The organism is Cellulophaga sp. RHA19, assembly GCF_002813425.1.
In the GTDB taxonomy this organism is placed as follows: Bacteria; Bacteroidota; Bacteroidia; order Flavobacteriales; family Flavobacteriaceae; genus Cellulophaga.
The window spans coordinates 515,254-538,147 of the sequence record NZ_PHUL01000001.1 but is presented as its reverse complement, the minus strand read 5'-3'; the positions used below and the strand labels follow the sequence as shown (position 1 = coordinate 538,147).

19 protein-coding genes are annotated in these 22,894 nt (G+C 31.9%); 8 read left to right on the top strand and 11 right to left on the bottom strand.

What is annotated here, in order from left to right:
• Positions 1-139: 139 nt before the first annotated feature.
• The 3 genes from AX016_RS02325 to AX016_RS17175 form a co-directional block, all read right to left on the bottom strand.
• Positions 140-2,626, bottom strand: coding sequence for a ribonucleoside-diphosphate reductase subunit alpha (locus tag AX016_RS02325; protein ID WP_100894077.1), 2,487 nt, complete (start codon positions 2,624-2,626; stop codon positions 140-142).
• A 116-nt stretch (positions 2,627-2,742) separates the two neighbouring features.
• Positions 2,743-3,729, bottom strand: a complete 987-nt coding sequence (locus tag AX016_RS02320) for a ribonucleotide-diphosphate reductase subunit beta (RefSeq protein WP_100894076.1) — start codon at positions 3,727-3,729, stop codon at positions 2,743-2,745.
• Positions 3,730-4,240: 511 nt separating this feature from the next.
• Positions 4,241-4,396 (bottom strand): hypothetical protein, encoded by a 156-nt coding sequence (locus AX016_RS17175; protein WP_157811063.1) that lies wholly within the window; start codon positions 4,394-4,396, stop codon positions 4,241-4,243.
• A gap of 240 nt (positions 4,397-4,636) precedes the next feature.
• Here AX016_RS17175 and AX016_RS02315 point away from each other — a divergent pair, with 240 nt between their 5' ends.
• Both AX016_RS02315 and AX016_RS02310 read left to right on the top strand, forming a co-directional pair.
• Positions 4,637-5,371 (top strand): LytR/AlgR family response regulator transcription factor, encoded by a 735-nt coding sequence (locus tag AX016_RS02315; RefSeq protein WP_100894075.1) that lies wholly within the window; start codon positions 4,637-4,639, stop codon positions 5,369-5,371.
• Between the two features lie 189 nt (positions 5,372-5,560).
• Positions 5,561-7,345, top strand: a complete 1,785-nt coding sequence (locus AX016_RS02310) for a tetratricopeptide repeat-containing sensor histidine kinase (RefSeq protein ID WP_232732585.1) — start codon at positions 5,561-5,563, stop codon at positions 7,343-7,345.
• Here AX016_RS02310 and AX016_RS02305 read toward each other — a convergent pair.
• A complete protein-coding gene (locus AX016_RS02305; protein ID WP_100894073.1) occupies positions 7,325-7,912 on the bottom strand; it encodes a DUF3109 family protein in 588 nt (195 codons plus the stop codon). The two genes, AX016_RS02310 and AX016_RS02305, sit on opposite strands and share 21 nt — an antisense overlap.
• 123 nt (positions 7,913-8,035) lie before the next feature.
• Between AX016_RS02305 and AX016_RS02300 the strand changes: the two genes are divergently transcribed.
• Positions 8,036-8,617, top strand: a complete 582-nt coding sequence (locus AX016_RS02300; protein ID WP_100894072.1) for a MarC family protein — start codon at positions 8,036-8,038, stop codon at positions 8,615-8,617.
• Positions 8,618-8,629: 12 nt separating this feature from the next.
• On the top strand, positions 8,630-8,830 hold the full coding sequence (locus AX016_RS02295; RefSeq protein WP_100894071.1) for a hypothetical protein: 201 nt from the start codon (positions 8,630-8,632) through the stop codon (positions 8,828-8,830).
• Positions 8,831-8,917: 87 nt separating this feature from the next.
• Here the strand turns inward: AX016_RS02295 and AX016_RS02290 are convergent, their stop codons facing one another.
• Genes AX016_RS02290 through AX016_RS02275 form a run of 4 tightly spaced genes read right to left on the bottom strand, consistent with a single transcriptional unit; the run spans position 8,918 to position 15,519 of the window.
• Positions 8,918-12,376 carry an efflux RND transporter permease subunit gene (locus AX016_RS02290; RefSeq protein ID WP_100894070.1) on the bottom strand — a complete coding sequence of 1,153 codons (3,459 nt, stop codon included), beginning with the start codon at positions 12,374-12,376 and terminating at the stop codon, positions 8,918-8,920.
• Between the two features lie 4 nt (positions 12,377-12,380).
• The gene (locus tag AX016_RS02285) at positions 12,381-13,547 is read right to left on the bottom strand and encodes an efflux RND transporter periplasmic adaptor subunit (protein WP_100894069.1); all 1,167 of its coding nucleotides are present in this window, start codon (positions 13,545-13,547) and stop codon (positions 12,381-12,383) included.
• 31 nt (positions 13,548-13,578) lie between these two features.
• Positions 13,579-14,913, bottom strand: coding sequence for a TolC family protein (locus AX016_RS02280; RefSeq protein WP_100894068.1), 1,335 nt, complete (start codon positions 14,911-14,913; stop codon positions 13,579-13,581).
• Positions 14,914-15,519: a TetR/AcrR family transcriptional regulator gene (locus AX016_RS02275; protein ID WP_100894067.1), complete on the bottom strand. Its 606-nt coding sequence runs from the start codon at positions 15,517-15,519 to the stop codon at positions 14,914-14,916. It abuts the gene before it with no gap.
• 144 nt (positions 15,520-15,663) lie between these two features.
• On the opposite strand from AX016_RS02275, the gene AX016_RS02270 reads away from it, so the two are divergent.
• Positions 15,664-16,638, top strand: a complete 975-nt coding sequence (locus AX016_RS02270) for a polyprenyl synthetase family protein (protein WP_100894066.1) — start codon at positions 15,664-15,666, stop codon at positions 16,636-16,638.
• 5 nt (positions 16,639-16,643) lie between these two features.
• Here the strand turns inward: AX016_RS02270 and AX016_RS02265 are convergent, their stop codons facing one another.
• From AX016_RS02265 to AX016_RS02255, 3 genes are read right to left on the bottom strand one after another with little or no spacing between them, the layout of a single operon-like run.
• Positions 16,644-17,639 carry a hypothetical protein gene (locus tag AX016_RS02265; protein ID WP_100894065.1) on the bottom strand — a complete coding sequence of 332 codons (996 nt, stop codon included), beginning with the start codon at positions 17,637-17,639 and terminating at the stop codon, positions 16,644-16,646.
• A gap of 53 nt (positions 17,640-17,692) precedes the next feature.
• On the bottom strand, positions 17,693-18,172 hold the full coding sequence (locus tag AX016_RS02260; protein ID WP_100894064.1) for a thioredoxin family protein: 480 nt from the start codon (positions 18,170-18,172) through the stop codon (positions 17,693-17,695).
• 5 nt (positions 18,173-18,177) lie between these two features.
• Positions 18,178-20,472 carry a TonB-dependent receptor gene (locus AX016_RS02255; protein WP_100894063.1) on the bottom strand — a complete coding sequence of 765 codons (2,295 nt, stop codon included), beginning with the start codon at positions 20,470-20,472 and terminating at the stop codon, positions 18,178-18,180.
• Between the two features lie 79 nt (positions 20,473-20,551).
• Between AX016_RS02255 and AX016_RS02250 the strand changes: the two genes are divergently transcribed.
• Genes AX016_RS02250 through AX016_RS02240 form a run of 3 tightly spaced genes read left to right on the top strand, consistent with a single transcriptional unit; the run spans position 20,552 to position 22,884 of the window.
• Positions 20,552-21,208, top strand: coding sequence for a metal-dependent transcriptional regulator (locus AX016_RS02250; RefSeq protein WP_100894062.1), 657 nt, complete (start codon positions 20,552-20,554; stop codon positions 21,206-21,208).
• 8 nt (positions 21,209-21,216) lie between these two features.
• Positions 21,217-22,140: a metal ABC transporter solute-binding protein, Zn/Mn family gene (locus AX016_RS02245; protein WP_100894061.1), complete on the top strand. Its 924-nt coding sequence runs from the start codon at positions 21,217-21,219 to the stop codon at positions 22,138-22,140.
• Between the two features lie 6 nt (positions 22,141-22,146).
• Entirely contained in the window at positions 22,147-22,884 is a 738-nt protein-coding gene (locus AX016_RS02240) for a metal ABC transporter ATP-binding protein (protein ID WP_100894060.1), read from the top strand.
• The last annotated feature ends 10 nt before the right edge of the window (positions 22,885-22,894 follow it).

Here is a 22,894-nt window from a genome sequence, read left to right as displayed (position 1 = left end):
AATGATGCTTTTTATTTTGTAAATACGTATTTATTTGACACTAAAAAACCTCAATCTGTGCCGTTTTAAGGGGAAGGACATAGTTGAGGTTAGTTTTTTCTCGCCCATAACGAGAGGTGTTCATAAAGCGTTTATATTGTTATGACCCGCACATTAAACAATCGTCATCTGCTTGGCCAGCTTTAGCTTGTTCTATAAGAGCTTTCATTTCTGCAGCACTCATTGGTTCTACATCTGTATCTGCAGGTGTAGGGTTTACTTTTAATTCAGTAGGAGCCGCTTTAGGTGCAGCTACAGGAGCGGCAACAGCTGCTAGTTCTGGTTTAGCTACTTCTTTAGCAAGAGTTTCTTTTTTCTTGCTATTGTCTACTGTAAATTTAATTGCATCTGCAGCAGCTTTAGTTCTTAAGTAATACATACCTGTTTTAAGTCCGCTCTTCCATGCGTAAAAGTGCATAGATGTTAACTTAGAGTAGTTTGCATTTTCCATAAACAAGTTTAGAGACTGACTTTGGTCAATAAAATATCCACGGTGTCTAGACATGTCTATAATGTCTTTCATACTTAATTCCCAAACTGTTTTGTATAGCTCCTTTATGTCTTGCGGAATAATATCTATATGTTGTATAGATCCGTTAGCACGCATAAGCTCTTGTTTAAGGCTTTCGTTCCAAAGGCCTAATTGTACTAAATCTTCTAGTAAGTGTTTGTTAACAACAATAAACTCGCCAGACAATACTCTACGAGTATAAATGTTAGATGTATATGGCTCAAAACACTCATTGTTTCCTAAAATCTGAGATGTAGAAGCTGTTGGCATTGGAGCAACTAAAAGAGAGTTTCTAACTCCGTTTTTCATAACGCTTTTACGTAATTTTCCCCAGTCCCAACGGCCAGATAATTCATCATCTTTAATACCCCATAAGTTATGTTGAAAATCTCCTTGAGAAATTGGAGAACCTTCGTAACTAGAATATGTGCCTTCTTCTTTAGCTAACTCCATAGATGCAGTAACTGCAGCAAAGTAAAGTGTTTCAAAAATTTCTTGATTTAACTTTTTAGCTTCATCACTTGTAAAAGGCATACGCATCATAATAAATGCATCTGCTAAACCTTGTACACCTAAACCAATTGGTCTGTGGCGCATGTTAGAGTTTTCTGCTTCTACTACTGGGTAGTAGTTACGGTCTATTACTGTGTTTAAGTTTTTAGTTACGCGTTTAGTTACACGGAAAAGTTCTTTATGGTCAAACTCTCCATTTTTAACAAACATTGGTAATGCAATAGAGGCAAGGTTACACACAGCAACTTCATCAGGAGCAGTGTACTCCATAATCTCGGTACATAAATTAGAAGAACGTATTGTTCCTAAGTTTTTCTGGTTGCTCTTGCGGTTTGCGGCATCTTTATAAAGCATATAAGGAGTACCAGTCTCTATTTGAGACTCTAATATTTTTTCCCAAAGTTCACGAGCTTTAATAGTTTTTCTTCCTTTACCTTGTGCTTCAAAAGCTAGGTAGGCTTCTTCAAACTCTTTGTCGTGTTTTTTGTATAAATCAGGGCATTCATTAGGGCACATAAGTGTCCAGTCTGCATTGGCCTCTACTCTTTGCATAAACAAATCTGGAATCCACATTGCATAAAAAAGATCACGTGCACGCATTTCTTCTTTACCGTGGTTCTTTTTAAGATCTAGAAATTCAAAAATATCTGCATGCCATGGCTCAACATAAACGGCAAAACTACCTTTACGTTTTCCTCCTCCTTGATCTACATAGCGTGCTGTGTCATTATATACACGTAGCATTGGAACAACACCGTTAGATGTGCCGTTTGTACCTGCAATATAAGATCCTGTAGCTCTAACATTGTGTATAGATAAGCCAATACCACCAGCAGACTGAGAAATTTTTGCAGTTTGCTTTAATGTATCATAAATACCATCTATACTATCATCTTGCATAGCTAATAAAAAGCATGAAGACATTTGAGGTTTAGGAGTACCAGAATTAAATAGAGTAGGTGTAGCGTGTGTAAAATATTTTTTAGACATAAGTTCATACGTCTCTATTGCAGCATCTAAATCGTTTAAATGTATACCAATAGAAACACGCATTAACATATGTTGTGGGCGTTCTGCTATTTTACCGTTAAGTTTTAATAGGTAAGAACGTTCTAAAGTTTTAAATCCAAAATAATCGTAGCCAAAATCTCGGTTGTATATAATTGTAGAATCTAATTTTTCTGAGTTGTCTTGTATCACTTTAAAGACTTCATCAGATAAAAGAGGAGCTTCTTTACCTGTTCTAGGGTTTACATATTCATATAAATCTTTCATTACTTCAGAGAAAGATTTTTTAGTGTTTTTATGTAAGTTAGATACAGATATACGTGCAGCTAATTTTGCATAATCTGGATGCGTCGTTGTCATTGTAGCTGCAATTTCTGCCGCTAAATTATCTAATTCTGATGTGGTAACACCATCATATAAACCTTCAATTACTCGCATAGCAACCTTAAGGGGGTCTACCAATGCGTTTAAGCCATAACAAAGCTTACGAACTCTTGCCGTAATCTTGTCAAACATTATTAATTCTTTTCTACCGTCTCTTTTTACTACATACATGCTACAATTGTTTTTAGTGATACGTTGGTTAGGTCAAGTCTTGGGGGACTCAACAAATTGGTTATTTATAATGCTTTTTTTAGAAATAAATTCTAAAAAATATTGGGTTCTAATTTTTAAAAATCTGCGTCGAAACTAATTTTCTGAGAATCTTCATCACCGTTGTTATTGGCAACACCAGATTTTTGGTATTCAGCTACTCTTTTTTCAAAGAAATTTGTTTTCCCTTGTAGAGAAATCATATCCATAAAGTCAAATGGATTAGTAGAGTTGTATACTTTGTCACAGTTTAATTCTACTAGCAAACGGTCTGTTACAAACTCTAAATACTGTGTCATTAATTTAGAATTCATACCAATTAAACTTGCTGGTAAAGATTCTGTAATAAACTCTCTTTCTATATCTAACGCATCTACAAGTATTTCTGTAATACGCGCTTTAGGTACCTTGTTTATTAAGTGATGGTTGTGTAGGTGAACTGCATAGTCACAGTGCATACCTTCATCTCTAGAAATTAATTCGTTAGAGAATGTAAGTCCTGGCATTAATCCTCTTTTCTTAAGCCAGAAAATAGAACAGAAAGATCCTGAAAAGAAAATTCCTTCTACTGCAGCAAAAGCAATTAAACGCTCGGCAAAACTAGGAGATTCTATCCATTTTAAAGCCCAATCTGCTTTTTTTCTAATAGCAGGAAAGTTTTCTAAAGCATGAAATAAAACATCTTTTTCTTTTTCATCCTTAACATAGGTGTCTATTAATAAAGAATATGTTTCAGAGTGTATGTTTTCCATCATAATTTGGAAACCATAAAAGAATTTTGCTTCTGCATATTGTACTTCGCTAACAAAGTTCTCTGCTAGGTTTTCATTTACAATACCATCAGAAGCGGCAAAAAATGCTAATATATGTTTTATAAAATAACGTTCGTCGTCATTTAATTTATTCTTCCAATCATCTAGATCTGCATGCAAATCTATTTCTTCAGCTGTCCAGAAACTTGCTTCGCATTTCTTGTACCAATCCCATAAGTCGTTATGCTTAATAGGAAAAATAACAAATCTGTCTTCGTTTTTCTCTAAAATAGGTTCTATTGCTGTTGACATAATTTTAATCTGGATTATAACTGTTTTATAAATTTTAAGGAGAATTGATCCTTAAACCTTGGGGGACTACAAAGATTGTAAAATGTAGCCACATGGTAAAGGGCTTTTATGGGTTTTAAGTTATAAGTTTTTAACACCAATTGTTGACATGTGTGCTCGCTAGTGATGTTTATTGCCTTTGAAGAATTTATATGTTTTTTTAGTTTTTAAAACTGAAAAACGAAGTGAAAAAATAAACCAAAAAGTATATTATTTATAAGTGTTGTTTGTTAGTGAAGTAGCGGTTTATGACGCACCAAACTTTACGATTCCGGTTTTAATAAAAACAAAAATGAAATATTTTATGATTCAGGTAGTTCCCCCGAAACCTTTAAATCATTTGCAATAAAAATCACTTAACTCTTAAATTAAAACAGGCTGCATAATGCAGTTGTGTATTCTGTTTATTAATACACATCCTATAGAATCGTAAACTCTTAGTTTGGTGGTATCATAAAATTATATATACTTTTTATTTTGTTGTATTTGCCATTAAAGAATCTAAATTGTTATTAGTTTCTGTTAAAGTAGTCTCTTGTTCTTTTTTTATTTTTTTACTGTTTTCTATTATAGCAGCAATAACTATTGTAATTACTAACAGACTAAACATGAAAATGCACTTCTTCATAATAACGTAATCCTTTTTAGTTCACTTTTTATAGTTGTATTACTCACATCTAATACACTGCTAATTTATAATCATTTAGTAATCTATAGGTTAACAATGTATAAATGGCGTTAAAAACTGTGTAGTTTGTATGTTCTGTACCTATTTTTAGGTAATTAATACTTAAAATCATACCAAACACACATTAATAATTTTGTTTTAAACATAGTATTGTACATTTACTACTCTTAAATTTTTAGTATGTTAGAAGCAGTTGTAATAGACGATGAAATAAAAGCCATACAGAGCTTAACTTGGGAGTTAACCAACTTTAGTGACGAAATTAAAGTGGTTGCTTCTTTTACAGATCCTTATGAGGCACTTAATTATTTGGAGGCTAATACTCCAGATTGTGTGTTTTTAGATATTGAAATGCCTATTATGGATGGGTTTCAATTTATGCAAAAAGTAAAAGAAAGAGATTTTCCTATTATAATAACCACAGCTTATAACCAATACGCAATTAAAGCGCTTAAAAATGAAGCTATAGATTACCTTTTAAAACCTATAGATACTGATGATTTAAATGATACTATAACTAAAATTAAAAAGTTTAGTAATAAAAATGGTACTATAGAACGTTTAGAGCAATTGTTAGTGGGTTTTAACTCTAACAAATCTAATAAGAGGATAACATTAAATACAGATGGTAAGCTAATATTTTTAAATAGCGATGAAATTATGTATGCAGAATCTGATGGTAACTATAGTACTTTATACTTGGATGACGGAAATAAAGTTGTGCTTACAAAAAAATTAAAAGAAGTTGAAGAAATACTGACTTTAGAGAACTTTTTTAGGGTTCATAACTCATATATAGTCAATATTAATAAAGTTAAAGAGTTTATTAAAACAGATGGTTACATTGTGTTGCAATCTGATGATAGAATTCCGGTTTCTAGACAGAAAAAATCTAATTTTTTAGACTTACTTTAATTTTCTATGATTTTAAAGTTGAAGAACAAATTAATGTTATTTTTTATACAAGCTCTGCAGAGGCTTTTGGTATGCAGTATATGTTTGTGTTGTTTTAATTTGTTAGCCCAAGACATACAGGAGAAGGCGAAAAAAAGGATTGATAGTTTGGTGCTGTTAAAACCTCAGTCGTACCATGAAATAAACACTGTGGTAAGAGCCAATAAAAGAGATACTCTTTTGCTTCGCTACTTTACAGAACAATCAGAAAAAAGTAATTACTTTATTGGGTTAGCTTATGGGTACAATCAATTAGGTAGTGCTTACAGGAATTTGTCTCAATATAGCAAGGCAATAGAGTTACACAAAAAAGGATTAGAAGCGTCTAGGGAGGCAGATGATTTAGAGTTTAAAGTCTATAGTTTAAATATGTTAGGTGTAGATTATAGAAAAATAGATGCTATACGTACAGCTTTAGATTATAACCAGCAAGCACTAGAACTAGCAGAAAGTGTAAAGGAACCTAGTGATGAATTAAAACGTAGTATAAATGTATCTTTAAATAGTATAGGTAACCTATATCATAGTTTAGAGCAATATAATTTAGCTATAAATAGATTTGAAACTTCTTTAAAAATAGAAAAAGAGCTAGGTAATATGATAGGCTTAGCTATAAATAACCAAAATATAGGAGAAGCTTTAGAAGAGCAAGGCAAGTTAGATGAGGCTTTAGAGAGGTATAAAATATCTTTATCATACAACAACCAGGTAAATTCTGATAAAGGCAGAATAATTTGCAATAATAGTATTGCCCAAATTTATTTAAAACAAAACAAACCTAAGGAAGCAATAGCTTTGTTGCTGACAGCTTTAACTAAAGCTAAATTGTTAAAGGATAAGTTTATAATAGCTTTTGTAGAGGCTAATGTGGGCTGGGCTTATATGCAATTAAATGCTATTGATAAAGCAGAAAAGCATATAACCAGAAGTATAGAAATAGGTAAAAAGCAAGGAATACCAAGAATTACAGCTTTAGGTACTAAAAGACTATCTCAGTTAGAGCAGTTAAAAGGTAATCATGCAAAGGCCTTAACTTATTATAAAACAGCAATAGAGCTAGAAAAGCAAATTAGTAGTACAAGAAATATACGCTATGCTAACGATGTTATTTTAAGATACGAGAGCGAAAAAATTAATAACGAGATAGAAAATCTTAGAAAAGATAATGAAATAGTAAAACTTAAGTTAAAGAAAAATAGGGCAACCTTACTAATTATAGGTATTTCTTTAGTGTTGTTAGCGGTGATCTTATTTGTTTTTTACAAGCAAAACCAATTAACTAGTGATAAAAAAATGTTGACATTGGAGCAAACAATGCTACGTAGTCAAATGAATCCGCATTTTTTATTCAATTCATTAAACTCTATTAAGTTATATATTATTAATAACGAAAAAAAGAATGCAGTACATTACCTAAATAAGTTTTCTAAACTAGTACGTAAAATACTTGAAGCATCTTCTTTAAAGGAAATATCTTTAGAGGATGAGTTAGAAACGGTTAATTTGTATATGCATATTGAAAACATCCGTTTTTCTAATAAAATAGATTTTACTATAGATGTGGATAGGGATGTAGAGTTAAACCAAATAAAAATACCATCATTAATTCTTCAGCCGTTTTTAGAAAATGCTTTATGGCACGGATTATCATCTAAGCAAGGACTAAAAAAAATTGACCTTCATATCTCAAAACAAAATGAAGAGTTTGTAGTTATTAGTATTACAGATAATGGTATAGGTAGGGCAGCATCAGAAAAAATAAAAGAAGCTAAGGTTTTAAAAAGAAAATCCTTAGGTATAAATATTACTAAAGAGCGACTTAAAAACTTCTCTAAAGATTATTTAAATTCTTTTAAAGTAGTTTTTGTTGACCTGGTAGATGAAGAAGGCAATGCTATGGGAACAGAAGTTACATTAACTATTCCCATTATTTAACTTAGTATACTCTTGGGCAACTAACTCTAGCTCACTATACCACTCTTCTCCAAATTTACGAACTAGGGCTTCTTTTACAAATTTGTAAACAGGAACCTTTAACTCTTCTCCTAAAGAGCAAGCTGGGTCGCAAATCTCCCACTTATGGTAGTTAACGCCAGTAAACTCTGTATATTCTCTTGTTCTAACTGGGTATAAGTGACAAGACACAGGTTTTTTCCAGCTGGTAATGCCTTCGTTGTAAGCATCTTCTAAACCACATTTTGCAGTTCCGTTATCAGAAAAAACAACATAAGCACACTCGCTACCATTTACAAGCGGAGTTTCCCACTCGCCATCTTCACCTTTTACAAAAGCACCTTGCTCCTCAATGGCGGCAATACCTTCTGCTCTTAAAAACGGTTTTACATCTTGGTAAATATCTACTAAAATCTCTGTCTCTTTGTCTTCTAGTGGTGCACCTGCATCACCATCAATACAACATGCGCCTTTGCAGGCCGTTAAGTTACAGACAAAATCGTTGTCTATAATTTCTTCAGATACTATGGTTTTTCCTATTTGAAACATATGCGTATTATAAAAGTGCAAAGATACTTTTTTAACGTTAATAAGCTGTTATTTTTAATTTTAGTAATTTAAAACCGTTTTATAAAGTGTAAGTTTGCACCGATTTTTAAAAAAAGTAAAATTATGTCTTCTAGTTTTTTTGATTTTAAAGAGATAGTAACAGCAAGTATGATTCTTTTTGCGGTAATAGATATTATTGGTAGCATACCAATAATTATTACTTTAAGGGCAAAAGTAGGTCATATACAGTCTGAAAAAGCATCTTTAGTAGCAACTTTAATTATGGTTGCATTTTTGTTTGTAGGAGAAGAAATTTTAAACCTTATTGGTATAGATGTAAACTCTTTTGCTGTGGCGGGCTCTTTTATTATCTTTTTTATGGCCATAGAAATGATATTGGGTATAACGCTTTATAAGGATGATGAGCCAGAAACAGCTTCTATTGTGCCAATAGCATTTCCTTTAATTGCAGGAGCGGGTACAATGACGTCTTTATTGTCTTTACGTGCAGAGTATCACGTTCAAAATATAATTGTAGCTATCTTAATAAATATCTTATTTGTTTATATAGTGTTAAAGTCTTCTAAAAAAATAGAAAGAGTACTAGGAAAAAGCGGATTAAGTGTTATTAGAAAAGTTTTTGGTGTAATTTTGCTGGCAATAGCGGTAAAACTATTTGCAGCAAATATTAATGAACTCTTTTAAATAGAAGTTAAAATGAATAAAGTAATATTTATAATCTTGTTTTTAATAGCAGGATTGCTAATTGGGTATAATGTAACTCAGATAGATTTTGATGATCCTCTTAATGGCCCAAGTACTATTGCACTTATCTGTATTGTTGCAGCTTTATGTGCTATTGTTTTGTTGGTGATTTTTATGATCTCTAAAAAGATACAAGAAAAAATAAAAGAATAACTTTTGTGTAAAGTTTTAAAAAAAGAAAGGCGCTATTTAATTAGCGCCTTTTTTTTATTACTATATGTTATTCTACTTTTTATGTGTTTATGGTTTTTTGTAGAATCTTATTTTTAACCTGTATGTAATATCAAATAATGCAGGTACAATTATAAGGGTTAAAAATGTAGCTACCATTAGTCCAAATATAACGGTCCAAGCTAGCGGTCCCCAGAAAATTACATTATCACCACCTATGTATATGTGTGGGTTAAACTCTGAGAATAAAGCAAAGAAATCTATATTTAAACCAATAGCTAGTGGTATTAAACCAAGTACAGTAGTAACAGCTGTTAAAATTACGGGTCTTAACCTTGCTTTACCGCCAGTTACAATTGCTTCTGTAGCTTCTTCTCTAGATAATACTTCTTTTTCATCTAAGCCAAGCTTTACTTTTTTACGATCTATAAGTATTTGTGTATAATCTAACAGTACTACACCGTTGTTTACCACAATACCTGCTAAGGATATAATTCCCATCATTGTCATCATAATAACAAAAGACCAGCCAGTAATCATTAGTCCACCAAATACTCCAATAAAGCTTAAGAAAATAGCTATCATTATAATTATTGGTTTAGAAATACCGCCAAACTGAAATATTAAGATTAGCATAATTAAACCTAAACCAGAAAAGAACGCACTAACAAGAAACTTCATTTGTTTGTTTTGCTCTTCAATTTGACCGGTATAATCTATTTTTACGGTAGAAGGTTTGCCTTTGTAATCCTCCATTTCTTTTTGTATTTCATCTACAATTGCAGCAGCATCTGTAAAACCAGGTTCTAAACCAGAGTAAATAGTTACTACACGCTCATTATCTCTATGTTTAATGGCGCTAAAGCCAGAGGTGTTTTGCATAGAGGCAACAGCAGAAACCGGAATTTCTTTTATTTGTCCGTTTGATGGATCTCTAAAAATTATATTCTGATTAAATAATGCATTTGTATTGTAACGTAAATCTTCATTAAAACGAACGTTAATGTCATAATCATCACCATCTTCTTTGTAAACTCCTGCTTTTTCGCCAAATAAGGCTCTACGCAATTGGTTACCAACTTGACCAACAGAGACTCCTAATTCACCAGCTTTTTCGCGGTCTACAACTACCTCCATAGATGGTTTACTCTTATTAACATCAATCTTTATTTCTTCTATACCAGCTATGTTTTTGGTATTAATAAAGTTTTTAACGCTTTCTGCAGTAGCAATAAGTTCATTGTAATCTTTACCCTCTAACTCAATGTTAATAGGGTAACCAGCAGGTGGGCCATTTGAGTCTTTTTCTACAGATATGTTTACGCCTGGATAAATACCGCTTAATGCTTTTTGCACTTTTGCACGTATTTCTTCTGTGTTAATTCCTCTCCTAAATTTAAACTCGCTAAAGTTTACTGTTATTTTACCTTTATGCGGCATTTCTGCAGCAGAACCACCATCGGTTTGTGGGTTACCAGCACCTTCACCTACTTGTGATACGGCAGAATCTACAATAAAGTTTTCTCCATCGTGTTTGTATATGTCATCATCTAAAATTTCATAAACTCTTTTTTCTATAACCTTAGTTATAGCATTTGTTTTCTCAATAGATGTACCTTCTGGGTATTCTACATACACAGATATTTCATTTGGTATATTGTCTGGGAAAAACTCTATTTTGGTTCTTTTACTGCCAACAGACATACCAAAAAGCATAAATACAACAATTAAAAGAACAAAGGTTATAGATACATACCAGTATACGTTACCACCTCTTAAGGCGTGTTTTAATCTGCGCTCGTACCAGTTTTCAAACTTAACCATTGTGTTTTTTTGAAAACGAATTGCCCATTTTTTAATGAAATATTTGTACGCCCAGAACATTACAGCAGTAATAAGCATAACAGAGCCTAAACCTCTCATTACGCCACCAAAAACTAATATCAATATACCAAAACCACCAAGAATAATACTTAAACGTATTAGTTGTTTAACGGTAAGTTCTTTTTCGCCTAGCTCCATAAATTTAGAAACTAGCATAGAGTTCATTAATATAGCTACCAGTAATGAAGATCCTAATACAACTGATAATGTGATAGGGAAAAACTTCATAAACTGCCCCATTACACCCGGCCATAAACCTAAAGGGACAAATGCTGCTACTGTAGTAAGTGTAGATACTATAATTGGGAATGCAATTTCACCAACACCTTTTTTGGCAGCTTCAACTTTAGATAAGCCTTCATCCATTAAACGGTACACGTTTTCTACAACCACAATACCATTATCTACAAGCATACCAAGTCCCATAATCATTCCAAAAAGAATCATTGTGTTAAGGGTATAGCCTAGCCAAGATAATATCATAAAAGACATAAACATAGACATAGGAATTGCAAAACCAACAAATAGTGCGTTTCTAAATCCTAAAAAGAACATTAAAACTGTTACAACTAGTATAATACCAAATATGATGTTGTTTACAAGGTCGTCTACTTGGTTTAAGGTTTTAGTAGAAGAATCATTAGCAATAGAAATTTTTAAATCTGGCGGATAATACTCCTTTTTTGCCTTTTTAACAATCTCTTTAATTTGGTCTGATGCAGAAATTGAGTTTTGTCCGGCTCTTTTTTTAACATCTAACATTACTACGCTTTCTCCAAACTCTCTGGCATAGGTAGTTTTATCTTCTTCAGAAAAAGTAATTTCTGCAATGTCTCTAAGGTACGTAGCACCATTTTCAGACTTAACAACAAAGTTGTTTAGTAATTGCGGGTCTTTTACTTCTCCTAAAATACGTATAGTTCTTCTTTGTTCTTCTGTTTTTAAATTACCAGCAGACATTGTAACATTGCCACCTCTAATGGTATTTAAAACATCATCAAAACTAATTTTAGCAGCCATCATTTTATAAATGTCTACTGCAATTTCTACCTCTTTTTCTTGGGCACCACGTATGTCTGCCTTTTTAATTTCAGATAAATCTTCTACTTCATCTTGTAAATACTCTGCAAAATCTTTTAACTTTTCTACAGGATAATCTCCTGTAAAGTTAATATTCATGATTGGCATTTCTTCAGATAAGTTAAGGTCAAAAACATTAGGCTCTACTTTAGCGCCATTAAATGTAGGCCAGTCTTCACTAGCTTTCTCGGCATCTACCTCGTCCTTAATTTTTTGTTTAGCTTCTTGTACATTTATACCTTCATCAAACTCTACTACAATCATAGCATAATCTTCTTGAGAGGTAGATGTAAATTCTACAACGTTACTTACGTTCTTTATTTTATCTTCTAAAGGATCTGTAATTAAACGTTCTATATCTTCAGCAGTGTTACCAGGATATGGTGTGCTAATGTATATTTTAGTTTCTATTACCTCCGGAAAATCTTCTCTTGGCATAGCTAAGTATGCAGAGAGTCCTATCCATAAAAATAGTCCAATAAGTACATAAATAACCGAAGGGTTATCTATTGCCCATGAGGATATTTTAAATTCCTTGTCGGCGTTTTTTTGTATTTTGCTCATGGAATTATTGATTTAAAATTTCAACTTTTTGTCCGTCTTTAACCGTTCTTGCACCTTCTTTAATTACGTGCTCATTAGCTGCTAATCCAGAAATAACTTCTATTAACGGACCTTGGCTTTTACCAGTTGTAATTATTTTCTTTTTTGCAGTTGCGTAATTTTCTTCAGTTTTTTCTGCTACATAAACATATTGCTCTCCGTTAGCATTTTCTGAGATTACACTTTGCGGTATTAAAATAGCCTCATTGTTGGTGTAGTCATTAAGTCTAACTTTAGCAGTTAAGTTTGGTTTCACGTTTCCGTTTTTGTTAGGAACAGGAATTTCTACAGAAAAAGAACGGTTACTTGGATTAATAAAGTTGCCTGTTTGGCGTACTTTGGTTGTAATGCTATCATTTAAGATTGGAAAATATACAACAGCTTCTTTACCATTTTGTATGCTTTTAATGTATGTTTCAGGAACCTCTACATCAATATACATATTAGATAGGTTTACAATTCTAAAAACTTCTGCACCCATACCAGGAGCAACAACGGTACCTTGTTCTTTAATAACATCGTCTATAATACCAGAAAAAGGAGCTCTTATGCTAGATTTTCCTAGCTGACTTTCTGCTTGTTTTATAGCGTTTACTTGTGCTTCATAACTAGTTTTAGCTTGCAAATACTGTATTTCAGAACCTATTTTTTGTTCCCAAAGTCTTTGTTGCCTTTCAAACGTAGTTTTAGCTAATTCTGCCTGAGTTTTAAGTTGTGCAAGCTGGCTGCTCATACCACCATCATCTATAGTAGCTAGTATTTGTCCTTTGCTTACTTTTTGTCCTTCTTTAACATATACTCTTTGTAGGGTACCTGCCATTTCTGGGTAAATTAAAACGTTTTGCTTTGTTTGTACATTACCTTGTAATTCTAAAAAATGATTAAAAACTTTTGTCTTTGTAGTTAGTGTGCTTATTAAAGGTAAGTTTTTGTTTCCTTGTATAACAGCAATAGCAGAATCTAACATAACCATTTGCTTTTCTAAAGCTTTATGCTCTTCTGAAACGGTTGCCTTTTTCTCTCTTATTTTTTCTATATCTTTTGTAGCAATAATACTCTCTACAGATGTGTTTTTGTCTCCGCAAGCAGTTACAAGTGCTGTAAGTGTTAGTATGTAGAATATTTTTTTCATATTGTTTGTATTACAAATTGTTGTGTTGGGGTTAGTTGTTTAGAATTAATTCTAAAGCTGTTTTTTTATTAATTACGTCTATCATAGATTGCAAATACTCTTGCTGTACAGCATACAATTGTGTTTGTGCTTGTCTTAGCTCAAAACTTGTTGCTAAACCTTCAAAATACTTAACTTGATTTTTTTGTTCTATGCGTTCTGCTAAACCTAAATTTTCTTTATTTGTTTGGTATTGCTCTATAGCTAAAATGTATTCGCTTTTAGCGTTTTCCCAACTAAGGCGTAGAGATTCTTCTGCTTCAGTTTTTTGTGTTTTAGCTTTTTCTAATGCAATTTTTGCACGTTGTGTAGATGCACTTCTACGTAAAGAACTAAAAATAGGGATGTTTAAATCAAACCCTAAAATAGAAGAGTTAAACCAATCCGTTTCTTTCTTTAAAAAATCAAAGTCTTCACTATATGCTGTGTATCCAAAGTTTATAAAAGCATTTAATTTAGGTAGTGCTTTACTTTTTTCTAACTTAAGCTCTAAAGTACGTTGCTCGTTTAAGTTAAGAGCCATTTTGTAATCTACATTGTTTTCTAAAACTAAGTCGCTTTCTAGTAAATTAAAATCTATTTGTTTTTCTGTTAAAATGTCTAAGTCTTCAGCTAATTTAGTAGGGTTGTCTAGCTCTAAGCCCATAACTAAGTTTAGCATTTGTACTGTTATTTTTTTTAACCTAATAGCATTTTTTAGCTGGTTGGTAACAGATGATAAAGTAATTTGTAATTGCTCAACATTTTCTTCTTCTGTTAAGCCATTTTCAAAAATCTTTTGTGTTTCATTAAGGTTTTTTTCTAAAGCAGCTTTATTTTTTTCTAATATAGATGTGCTTTCTTCTGCTAAAAGAACATTTCCGTAAGCTTCCACAACAGATTTACGAACCTCTAAGGCTGTTTTTTCTTTGCTGTTTGCACTGTAGTCTATAAATGTTTTAGTTGCTTGTACGCCAACAATGTATGAACCATCAAAAATTTGCTGACTTAAAGTTGCTGTTGCACTAGTAGATTGCTTTTGACCAAAAACAACAGGAATAAAAGTTCCTGGCGCTCCACCAGCCAATTCTCCAGGAATTAATGATACTGGTTGTTTTAATTGATTTTGATAGCTAATAGCACCATTTATTTGTGGTAAACCGCTAGCAATAGTTTCCCACTTTTGCTTTTGTGCATCTTCTATATCCCTCTCTGCATTAATTGCACTGTAGTTGTGCTGCAATGCGTAATTAATTGCTTCTTGTAGCGTAAAACTCGTGGGCTTGTCTTGCGAAAAACTCATTTGTATGCCTAAAAGCAAAAGTAATAATGTTAAACTCCTTTTCATTTATGATTGATTTGATTTGATAATATCTGTTAATACTTTTTTTCCTTTTGTTGTAACTATTCCTCTTATATGATACTCTAAATAATTGTCCATTAATTTTATTTTAGAAAATTGCTCTGGCGGAAAAAAGTCATCGTCCTTAATAGCTGTCATTCCAGAAAAATATATTCTTGAAATAAATTCTATGTCCAAATTTTTTCTATAAAGTCCTTGCTCAATTCCTTTTTCAATATTTACAATCACACAGTCGTGCATAGCAGCAAACTGTCTTTGTTTTAATGATTTATGTATTTTTGGATAGTATTTTTGTAATTGATAAATGGGAGAAGATTTTTCATCTTTTAAGTTTGATACTACAAACTTTCTTATCTCATATAATTCTTCAATTGGATTTATATCTAAAGAACATATTTTGTTTATTCCTGTAGATATAGAATTAAATAATTGGAGAGTACTTTCTTCTATTAACTTGGTTTTATTGTCAAAATGTGAGTATATGGTTTTTTTAGACATTCCTAATTCATTAGCAAGGTCATCCATAGTAACACTCTTAAAACCTAGGTTTAAGAATAAATCTGTAGCTTTTTCTAAAATTTTTTCTTTCATAATAAGCCGCAAAGATAAGTTAGGAAACTTAGAAAACAAAAAAAGTTTCCATAGTTTTAAGATTACTTAACTTAAGTTTAAAATGAATGTTACATTTATAATTGCTTAAAAAGTATTTCATGTATTTTTGAAAAAAAATTATAGATGCATTCCATTGACCAGTATAGAGACTCTTTTTTAAAAGAATTAAGTAAAATAGCAATAGATAAAGAGCCTAAAAATTTATACCAACCAATAACATATATTTTAAATTTAGGAGGTAAACGGTTGCGTCCAATATTAGCCCTAATGTCTGCAGATATTTTTGGAGCAGATTATAAAGAGGCTATTTCTGCTGCTATGGCTGTTGAGGTTTTTCATAATTTTTCTTTAGTTCATGATGATATTATGGATGATGCTCCTTTGCGTAGAGGTAAAGAAACGGTTCATGAAAAATGGGATATAAATACTGGTATATTATCTGGTGATGCAATGCTAATTGAAGCATATAGGTTTTTAGAAACATATGAAGGTGACCAATATAAAAAGCTAAATTCTCTTTTTAGTATAACAGCTTTGCAAGTTTGCGAAGGTCAACAATATGATGTTGATTTTGAAACTAGAGATGATGTTACTATACCAGAATACTTAAAAATGATTGAGTATAAAACTGCTGTTTTGGTTGCTGCAGCTATGAAAATGGGAGCTGTTATAGCTAAAACTACTGTGCAGAATGAAGATTTAATTTACGATTTTGGTAAAAACCTAGGTATTGCTTTTCAGTTGCAAGACGATTATTTAGATGCTTTTGGCGACCCAAAGACATTTGGTAAACAAGTGGGTGGTGATATAATTGAAAACAAAAAAACATACTTATACCTTAAAGCATTAGAACTGTCTTCTAAAGCAGAGCAGAACTCATTAGATCAGCTTTTCTCTATACAACCAACAAATAACAATGATAAAGTAGCAACTGTTAAAGCTATTTTTGTGGAATCTAAGGCAGATGTTGCTACTAAGCAAGCTATAGAAGAGTACACTAATAAAGCATTTTCTGTTCTAGAAAAGTTAGACGTTTCTTTAGATAAAAAAGAAGCGTTAAAACAATTTGGATTGTGGTTAATGACTAGAAAAGTGTAATTTTTTTAATCTACTAAGTAAGGTACGCTGTTAATTGATATTATTGGTTTACTAAGCATTTGTTGTATGGTTTTCTCCTGTTCTACAATGCAAATAACCTCTATGCCTATGTGTATGCCGTAAATATTATCTGGATTATTAAGTCCTAAATAAAATGTGCCTTTGGTAGTATCTGTTACGTTTACAATGCCAGACTTATAGTTTTCTCTAGACCCAAATAAATAGGGTGCGTAATCTTCTTTTTGCTTAAAAAGTAAAGCATTTTCTTCATTTAATAAATAAATGTCGCAAATGTTAGCTCCTGGTGGTGGATTTAAATTTTCTACAGCGCCAGAAAAAGAATTTTCTGTATCTATATAGTTAGATAGTGTAGAGGCCAAACCAAAGCTTTTTATGGTGTTTTTAATATCTTGTTCTTCTCTAGAAGCGCTAAAAACATAGTACCAAGACACTGTGTTTTTAGGTAATGCAATAGGAACTAGAACCCTGCTTTTTCCACCTTTTAATAAGTCGTTAGACCTGCTGTTTAAGTAAAAATTATCTTGTTGTAAAGAAATAGTTTTTAGTTTGGTAACCTCTGTATCTGTTTTTATTGGTGCAGTATAAGTTGTGTCTGCAACTTCTTTATAAGCTATTTCTGGTGCTTGTTTGTTAAACGAATCTACTTTAAATTTTAAGTTTACTTTAGAGTCTTTGTTATTGCTACTTTTTATAATTAATTGGTATACATCCTTACCGGGAGCTTGTAACCAGTAATTTGCTTTTTTACCTAAAGTTTTAAACGTTGCTGTTTTTACATCTTTATATGGACTAATGGTGTAAACTATATCACCTTTTCCTTTAGCTTTTAAGCTTAAATGTATGTGATCATTTTTGTTTGCAGAAAACAGTAATTTGTAATCTTGGCTTTTGTTAATGGTAAAAGTGGTGTCTTGTTCTTGTTGCGCGCTAATTGTGATAGCGCAAAACAGTAGGGTAAAAAAACAGACAAGGTTTTTCATAGCTTTTTTTTGTAAATGTAATAAAAGTTACATTTTGTAAACGGAATAACTTGTTATTCTATTGTTTTTAAAAGTTGTTTAGCATTTAAATATTGAAAATACCTTGCAGTGGCGGTAAAAGTATCGTCTAGAATAACGGTTGCGGGTAATGAAAAAGGTTTGTTTTTACGGCTAGCCATTAAAAGTGGTATTTGATGAATAGCGTTTACCTTTTTTGCGTTTTTATTCTCATAAATTGTGCCTCCAAATGTTATTTTTTCTGTAGACTCTATATTCATTTTTACCGCATAATACTCTTTATTTAATTTGCTAATTACAGAAGGGTCTTTATATGCTTTGCGCTCCATTTTATTACATAAACTACACCACTCTGCATAAAAATGTATAAAAACCTTTTTGGGTTTTATGGCTAAAGAGTCTTCAAGCTGGTTAAAACTTAACCAGTTTATCTCATTATTTTGTGCTGATAAATTGCCACAGTTTATATAGCCAATTAAAAAGCAAATAATTATTTTTTTGCAATGTGATTTCATTTTAATTACAAGCTTTTTATTCTTAATCCTACAAAAATGGTTCTTGGTAAATACGGACCATAAACATAGTTGCTATCTCTGTTTTTTCCTGTGTCAAAATCATTTTGATAAGCATTTGTAATATTTTTTACACCACTAAATAACTCAATGTTGGCATTTAATTTTGAAGCTGTAAAAGTATACCCTAGTCTTAAACTTGTTTCTAAAAAAGACGGAGTTTCTTTGTATTCATCTATTAATTGACCAGTATTTTCTCCTCCAAAATGAGCAATATCCATACTTCCTGTATAAATTAAATTAGCAGATGCACTAAACTTTTTAGTAGGTGTATAAGTAAAGTTTGCATAGCCATACGTGTTAGGTGTTCTTAAAAACTCCTTTTTAGTGGCTAAGCCTTCAATATTTTCTACTGCCTCTGTAAATTTACTAGATTGTAACGTAAAGCCTGCATCTACCTGAAAAACATAATCAAAATTTGCTCTCGTTTCTAGTGTAACTCCCTTTACAACTGCCCCATCTCCGTTTCTTTTTTCAAATAATTCGCCAAAATTATCTTCTCCTAATGGAAAAAGGTAAAAGGCATCATTCAATTTAGTGTAAAAACCTTCTACAGTAAAACCTGCAATTACATGCTCTGTAGCTTTGTCATAATTAAAAGAAGTTGTGTAGCTGTTAGAGCGTTCTTCAAATAAATTATCAGACAAAGAAATTCTAGAAATTCCTCCTCCTGCAAAAGCAATGTGTAAATCGGTGTCAAATGCTTGTGGAGCTCTAAACCCGGTTCCCCAGCCTAATCTAAACTGTGATTCTTTATTCATTTTATATAATAAAGATAGTCTAGGGCTAGCAATTACATTATCTAACAGGTTATGTTTGTCTATTCTTATCCCAGATAAAAAATTAATTTTAGGACTAATATCCCAATCATTTTGTAAAAATGCACCCCAGTTTCTTGTGGTCTGATCTATTTTGTAGTTATAAGCTTCTATAACATCCAATACGTCATCATAAACATATTCGGTGCCAAAAGTAAAAATTGCTTTTCCGCCAATAAACGAATCTACTTTATGGTTTAGCTGCACACCTATTTGGTGGGTTTCTACTTTAGAGGTGCCGTAGGGAGGGTTTGCTAAAAATGAGTTTAGTTCATCTTCATTGTCAGGAATTATACCAGTATAGTGGTCCCTATCCGTAATTTGTCCGCCGTAGTAGGCAATAAAACTATTTTTATCCTCATTAAAATTTATTTGATAATCTACACTACCCATTAAAACATTATGTGTGCGTTCTTCAGATTGTTTTGCTAAGTGTGCCGCTTTGTCTACTTGTTCTCCTCCATATCTGTACTCGTAAATACTGCTTATACTAGCTTCTATCTTTTCGTTATCAGATGGCAAATAAAATAGATTAGCTCCAAAAGAATTATTCTTTAGGCTAGGTAATTCAGAGTAATTATCTCCATTATCATCATACGTATTTCTATCTCTTTTGTTAATAAAAAAAGTTGCGCCTGCAGTTCTGTCTTCATTAACTACAGTAGCGTTGCCAAGCAAAATATTATCAGACGCATTTTTATTTATACTCTGGTATGTATAGGTTAAGTTGTATTCGTTTTTAATAGGTATTTTGGTAATTACGTTAACCGTACCACCAATAGCACTAGACCCATAAAGTGCAGAAACACCGCCTCTAACCACTTCAATTCTTTCTATCATATTTACCGGAATTTGCTCCATACCGTACAAACCGGTTAAAGGACTAAATATTGGCCTGCCATTAATTAGTATTTGAGAATAACCACCTTGTAACCCATTCATACGTAATTGTGTGTAATTACAAGTTTGGCAATCTGTTTCTACTCTTAAGCCTGGCTGAAAACGCAATCCTTCAGATAAGTTGGTAGCTACAGCATTATCTAAGGTTTTGCTGTTAATGAGATTTACAATTATTGGAGAATCTGTTCTTCTTTTTTCAGTTTTTGTGCCAGTAACAACTACTTGATCTAAGCCTAAGACATCTTCTTTTAAATTTAAATTTAGTGTGGTGTTTTTAGTTAATGTTATCTGTTTTTCTAAAGTTCTAAACCCAATACTTTTACATATTAATGTATAAGTGCCATTTGGCAAACTTATGTTGTAATATCCATTTTTGTCAGATACTGTCCCTTGCTTAAGCTCTTTAACCTGTATGGTAGCAAAAGGTATGGGTTTATTATGGTTATTTATTGTTCCTTCTAATTCAAAATCTTGAGCATTAATGAAATAAGGCGCGAGTAAAATAAGTAAAAATATTTTTTTCATCAGGTTAAATAAATTTTTAGACAAATCTAAAAATTTGTTTTTAATAATAAAAATGTATTTTTGGTAAAAATTAAAATTGATGACGCATTCTGAGGAAAATTATTTAAAAGCAATTTTTCACATTGGTAAGGGAGGAGTTAATGATATTTCTACTAACGCTATTGCAGAGCAGATGGAAACTAAACCATCTTCTGTTACAGATATGATTAAAAAATTATCAGAAAAAAACCTGGTAAATTATAAAAAATACAAAGGAGTTTCATTAACAGATACTGGTAAATCTATGGCTTTGTCTATTATTAGAAAGCATAGGTTATGGGAGGTTTTTTTGGTGGAAAAATTAGACTTTTCTTGGGATGAAGTACATGAGGTAGCGGAACAGTTAGAACATATAGAGAGCGAAAAATTAATAGATAAACTAGATAAGCTTTTAGATTATCCTAAATATGATCCACACGGAGATCCTATACCAGACAAGAATGGTAATTTTAAAGTGATAGATAAAAAACTTTTGAGTGAGCTTTCTATAAAAGATAAAGGTATTTGTGTTGGGGTAAAAGATTCTTCAAGTCAGTTTTTAAAGTTTTTAGATAAAAATAAAATTGCATTAGGAGACGTAATAGAGGTAATAGATAAAGAGGATTTTGATGGTTCTTTTCAGTTAAAAATTAATGCTAATAGCTTTAACGTGTCTAACCAAATTGCGTCTAATTTATTTGTGCAGGTAACAGAATAAATATTTAAATGAAAAAGATAACATACATAATAGTAGGAGCGGTAATACTTAGTTTGTTTGCGTGTAAAACAGATGCTAAAAAAGCTAAAAACGGAAAATTAAATGTAGTTACAACAACTACAATGATTACAGATTTATTGCATAATATTGGTGGAGATGCTATTAATGTTGTTGGTTTAATGGGTAGTGGCGTAGATCCACACCTATATAAGGCTAGTGAAGGTGATGTTACAAAATTAGTTGAAGCTGATATTGTTTTTTATGGAGGTTTACATTTAGAAGGTAAGTTGGTAGAGGTATTTGAAAAAATGGAACATACAGGTAAAAAAACGGTTGCTGTTTCTGATGCTTTAGATAAAAAAGAACTTATTGGCTCAGAATATTTTGCTTCTAATTACGACCCGCACATTTGGTTTAATGTTACATTTTGGAAACAAATAACAACTTACGTAGCAAACGAGCTTAAAAAATTAAATCCTAAAAACGCTGCTGTTTACGAAGAGAATAGCAAAACATATTTAGAAAAATTAACCAAGTTAGATTTAGATTTAAGAGAAACAATTAATCAGCTTCCAAAAGAAAAAAGAATTTTGGTTACTGCTCATGACGCATTTAATTACTTTGGAAAATCTTATGGCTTTAATGTTGTTGGCTTGCAGGGCATTTCTACAGCAACAGAAGCTGGTGTGCAAGATGTACAAGAATTATCTAAATTTATAATAGACAATAAAGTGAAAGCTATTTTTGTAGAGACTTCTGTTCCTAAAAGAACCATAGAAGCTCTACAAGCATCAGTACAATCTAAAAACCATAATGTAACTATAGGTGGTACGTTGTATTCTGATGCGCTAGGAGATAAAGGCACTGTAGAAGGTACTTATTTAGGAATGTTTAAGTACAATGTAACAACAATTGTAAATGCCTTAAAATAATAATTTATGGAAACAAACTATGCCATTACGGTAGATGACCTTACGGTTGCTTATAACTATAAACCAGTTTTGTGGGATATAGATTTGGCAATACCAGAAGGTGTGCTTATGGCAATTGTTGGGCCAAACGGAGCAGGTAAATCTACCTTAATAAAATCTATTTTAGGAATTATTAAACCTATTGCAGGTAGCGTAAAAATTTTTGGAAAACCCTATAAAAAGCAATTTAAAGAGGTTGCTTACGTGCCGCAAAAGGGCAGTGTAGATTGGGATTTTCCAACCACTGCTTTAGATGTTGTAATGATGGGAACTTATGGCAGTTTAGGTTGGATTAAAAGACCTGGGCAAAAAGAAAAAAAAGCTGCATTAGAAGCTTTAGAAAAAGTAGGTATGTTGTCTTTTAAATCTAGACAAATTAGCCAGCTTAGTGGCGGACAACAACAACGTATATTTTTAGCTAGAGCATTAGTGCAAAATGCAAGTATTTATTTAATGGATGAACCTTTTCAGGGCGTAGATGCTACTACAGAAAAAGCTATAATTAATATTTTAAAAGAACTGCGCAAAGCCGGAAAAACACTAATTGTAGTACACCATGATTTACAAACTGTACCCGAATATTTTGATTGGGTTACGTTTTTAAATGTGAAAAAAATAGCTACTGGTCCGGTTAAAGATATTTTTAATGATGGAAATTTAACCAAAACTTATGGTATAAACTATAAAGTAAGTGTGCAAGAGTAAACTCTAGACA

Coding starts and splice junctions, on each gene's coding strand:
- AX016_RS02305 (WP_100894073.1), bottom strand. CDS start 7,912: ATGTTTCAAATAGGAAAAACCATAGTATCTGAAGAAATTATAGACAAC.
- AX016_RS02300 (WP_100894072.1), top strand. CDS start 8,036: ATGTCTTCTAGTTTTTTTGATTTTAAAGAGATAGTAACAGCAAGTATG.
- AX016_RS02240 (WP_100894060.1), top strand. CDS start 22,147: ATGGAAACAAACTATGCCATTACGGTAGATGACCTTACGGTTGCTTAT.
- AX016_RS02290 (WP_100894070.1), bottom strand. CDS start 12,376: ATGAGCAAAATACAAAAAAACGCCGACAAGGAATTTAAAATATCCTCA.
- AX016_RS02250 (WP_100894062.1), top strand. CDS start 20,552: ATGACGCATTCTGAGGAAAATTATTTAAAAGCAATTTTTCACATTGGT.
- AX016_RS02265 (WP_100894065.1), bottom strand. CDS start 17,639: ATGAAAAACCTTGTCTGTTTTTTTACCCTACTGTTTTGCGCTATCACA.
- AX016_RS02285 (WP_100894069.1), bottom strand. CDS start 13,547: ATGAAAAAAATATTCTACATACTAACACTTACAGCACTTGTAACTGCT.
- AX016_RS02260 (WP_100894064.1), bottom strand. CDS start 18,172: ATGAAATCACATTGCAAAAAAATAATTATTTGCTTTTTAATTGGCTAT.
- AX016_RS02325 (WP_100894077.1), bottom strand. CDS start 2,626: ATGTATGTAGTAAAAAGAGACGGTAGAAAAGAATTAATAATGTTTGAC.
- AX016_RS02275 (WP_100894067.1), bottom strand. CDS start 15,519: ATGAAAGAAAAAATTTTAGAAAAAGCTACAGATTTATTCTTAAACCTA.
- AX016_RS02245 (WP_100894061.1), top strand. CDS start 21,217: ATGAAAAAGATAACATACATAATAGTAGGAGCGGTAATACTTAGTTTG.
- AX016_RS02315 (WP_100894075.1), top strand. CDS start 4,637: ATGTTAGAAGCAGTTGTAATAGACGATGAAATAAAAGCCATACAGAGC.
- AX016_RS02320 (WP_100894076.1), bottom strand. CDS start 3,729: ATGTCAACAGCAATAGAACCTATTTTAGAGAAAAACGAAGACAGATTT.
- AX016_RS02255 (WP_100894063.1), bottom strand. CDS start 20,472: ATGAAAAAAATATTTTTACTTATTTTACTCGCGCCTTATTTCATTAAT.
- AX016_RS17175 (WP_157811063.1), bottom strand. CDS start 4,396: ATGAAGAAGTGCATTTTCATGTTTAGTCTGTTAGTAATTACAATAGTT.
- AX016_RS02270 (WP_100894066.1), top strand. CDS start 15,664: ATGCATTCCATTGACCAGTATAGAGACTCTTTTTTAAAAGAATTAAGT.
- AX016_RS02280 (WP_100894068.1), bottom strand. CDS start 14,913: ATGAAAAGGAGTTTAACATTATTACTTTTGCTTTTAGGCATACAAATG.
- AX016_RS02295 (WP_100894071.1), top strand. CDS start 8,630: ATGAATAAAGTAATATTTATAATCTTGTTTTTAATAGCAGGATTGCTA.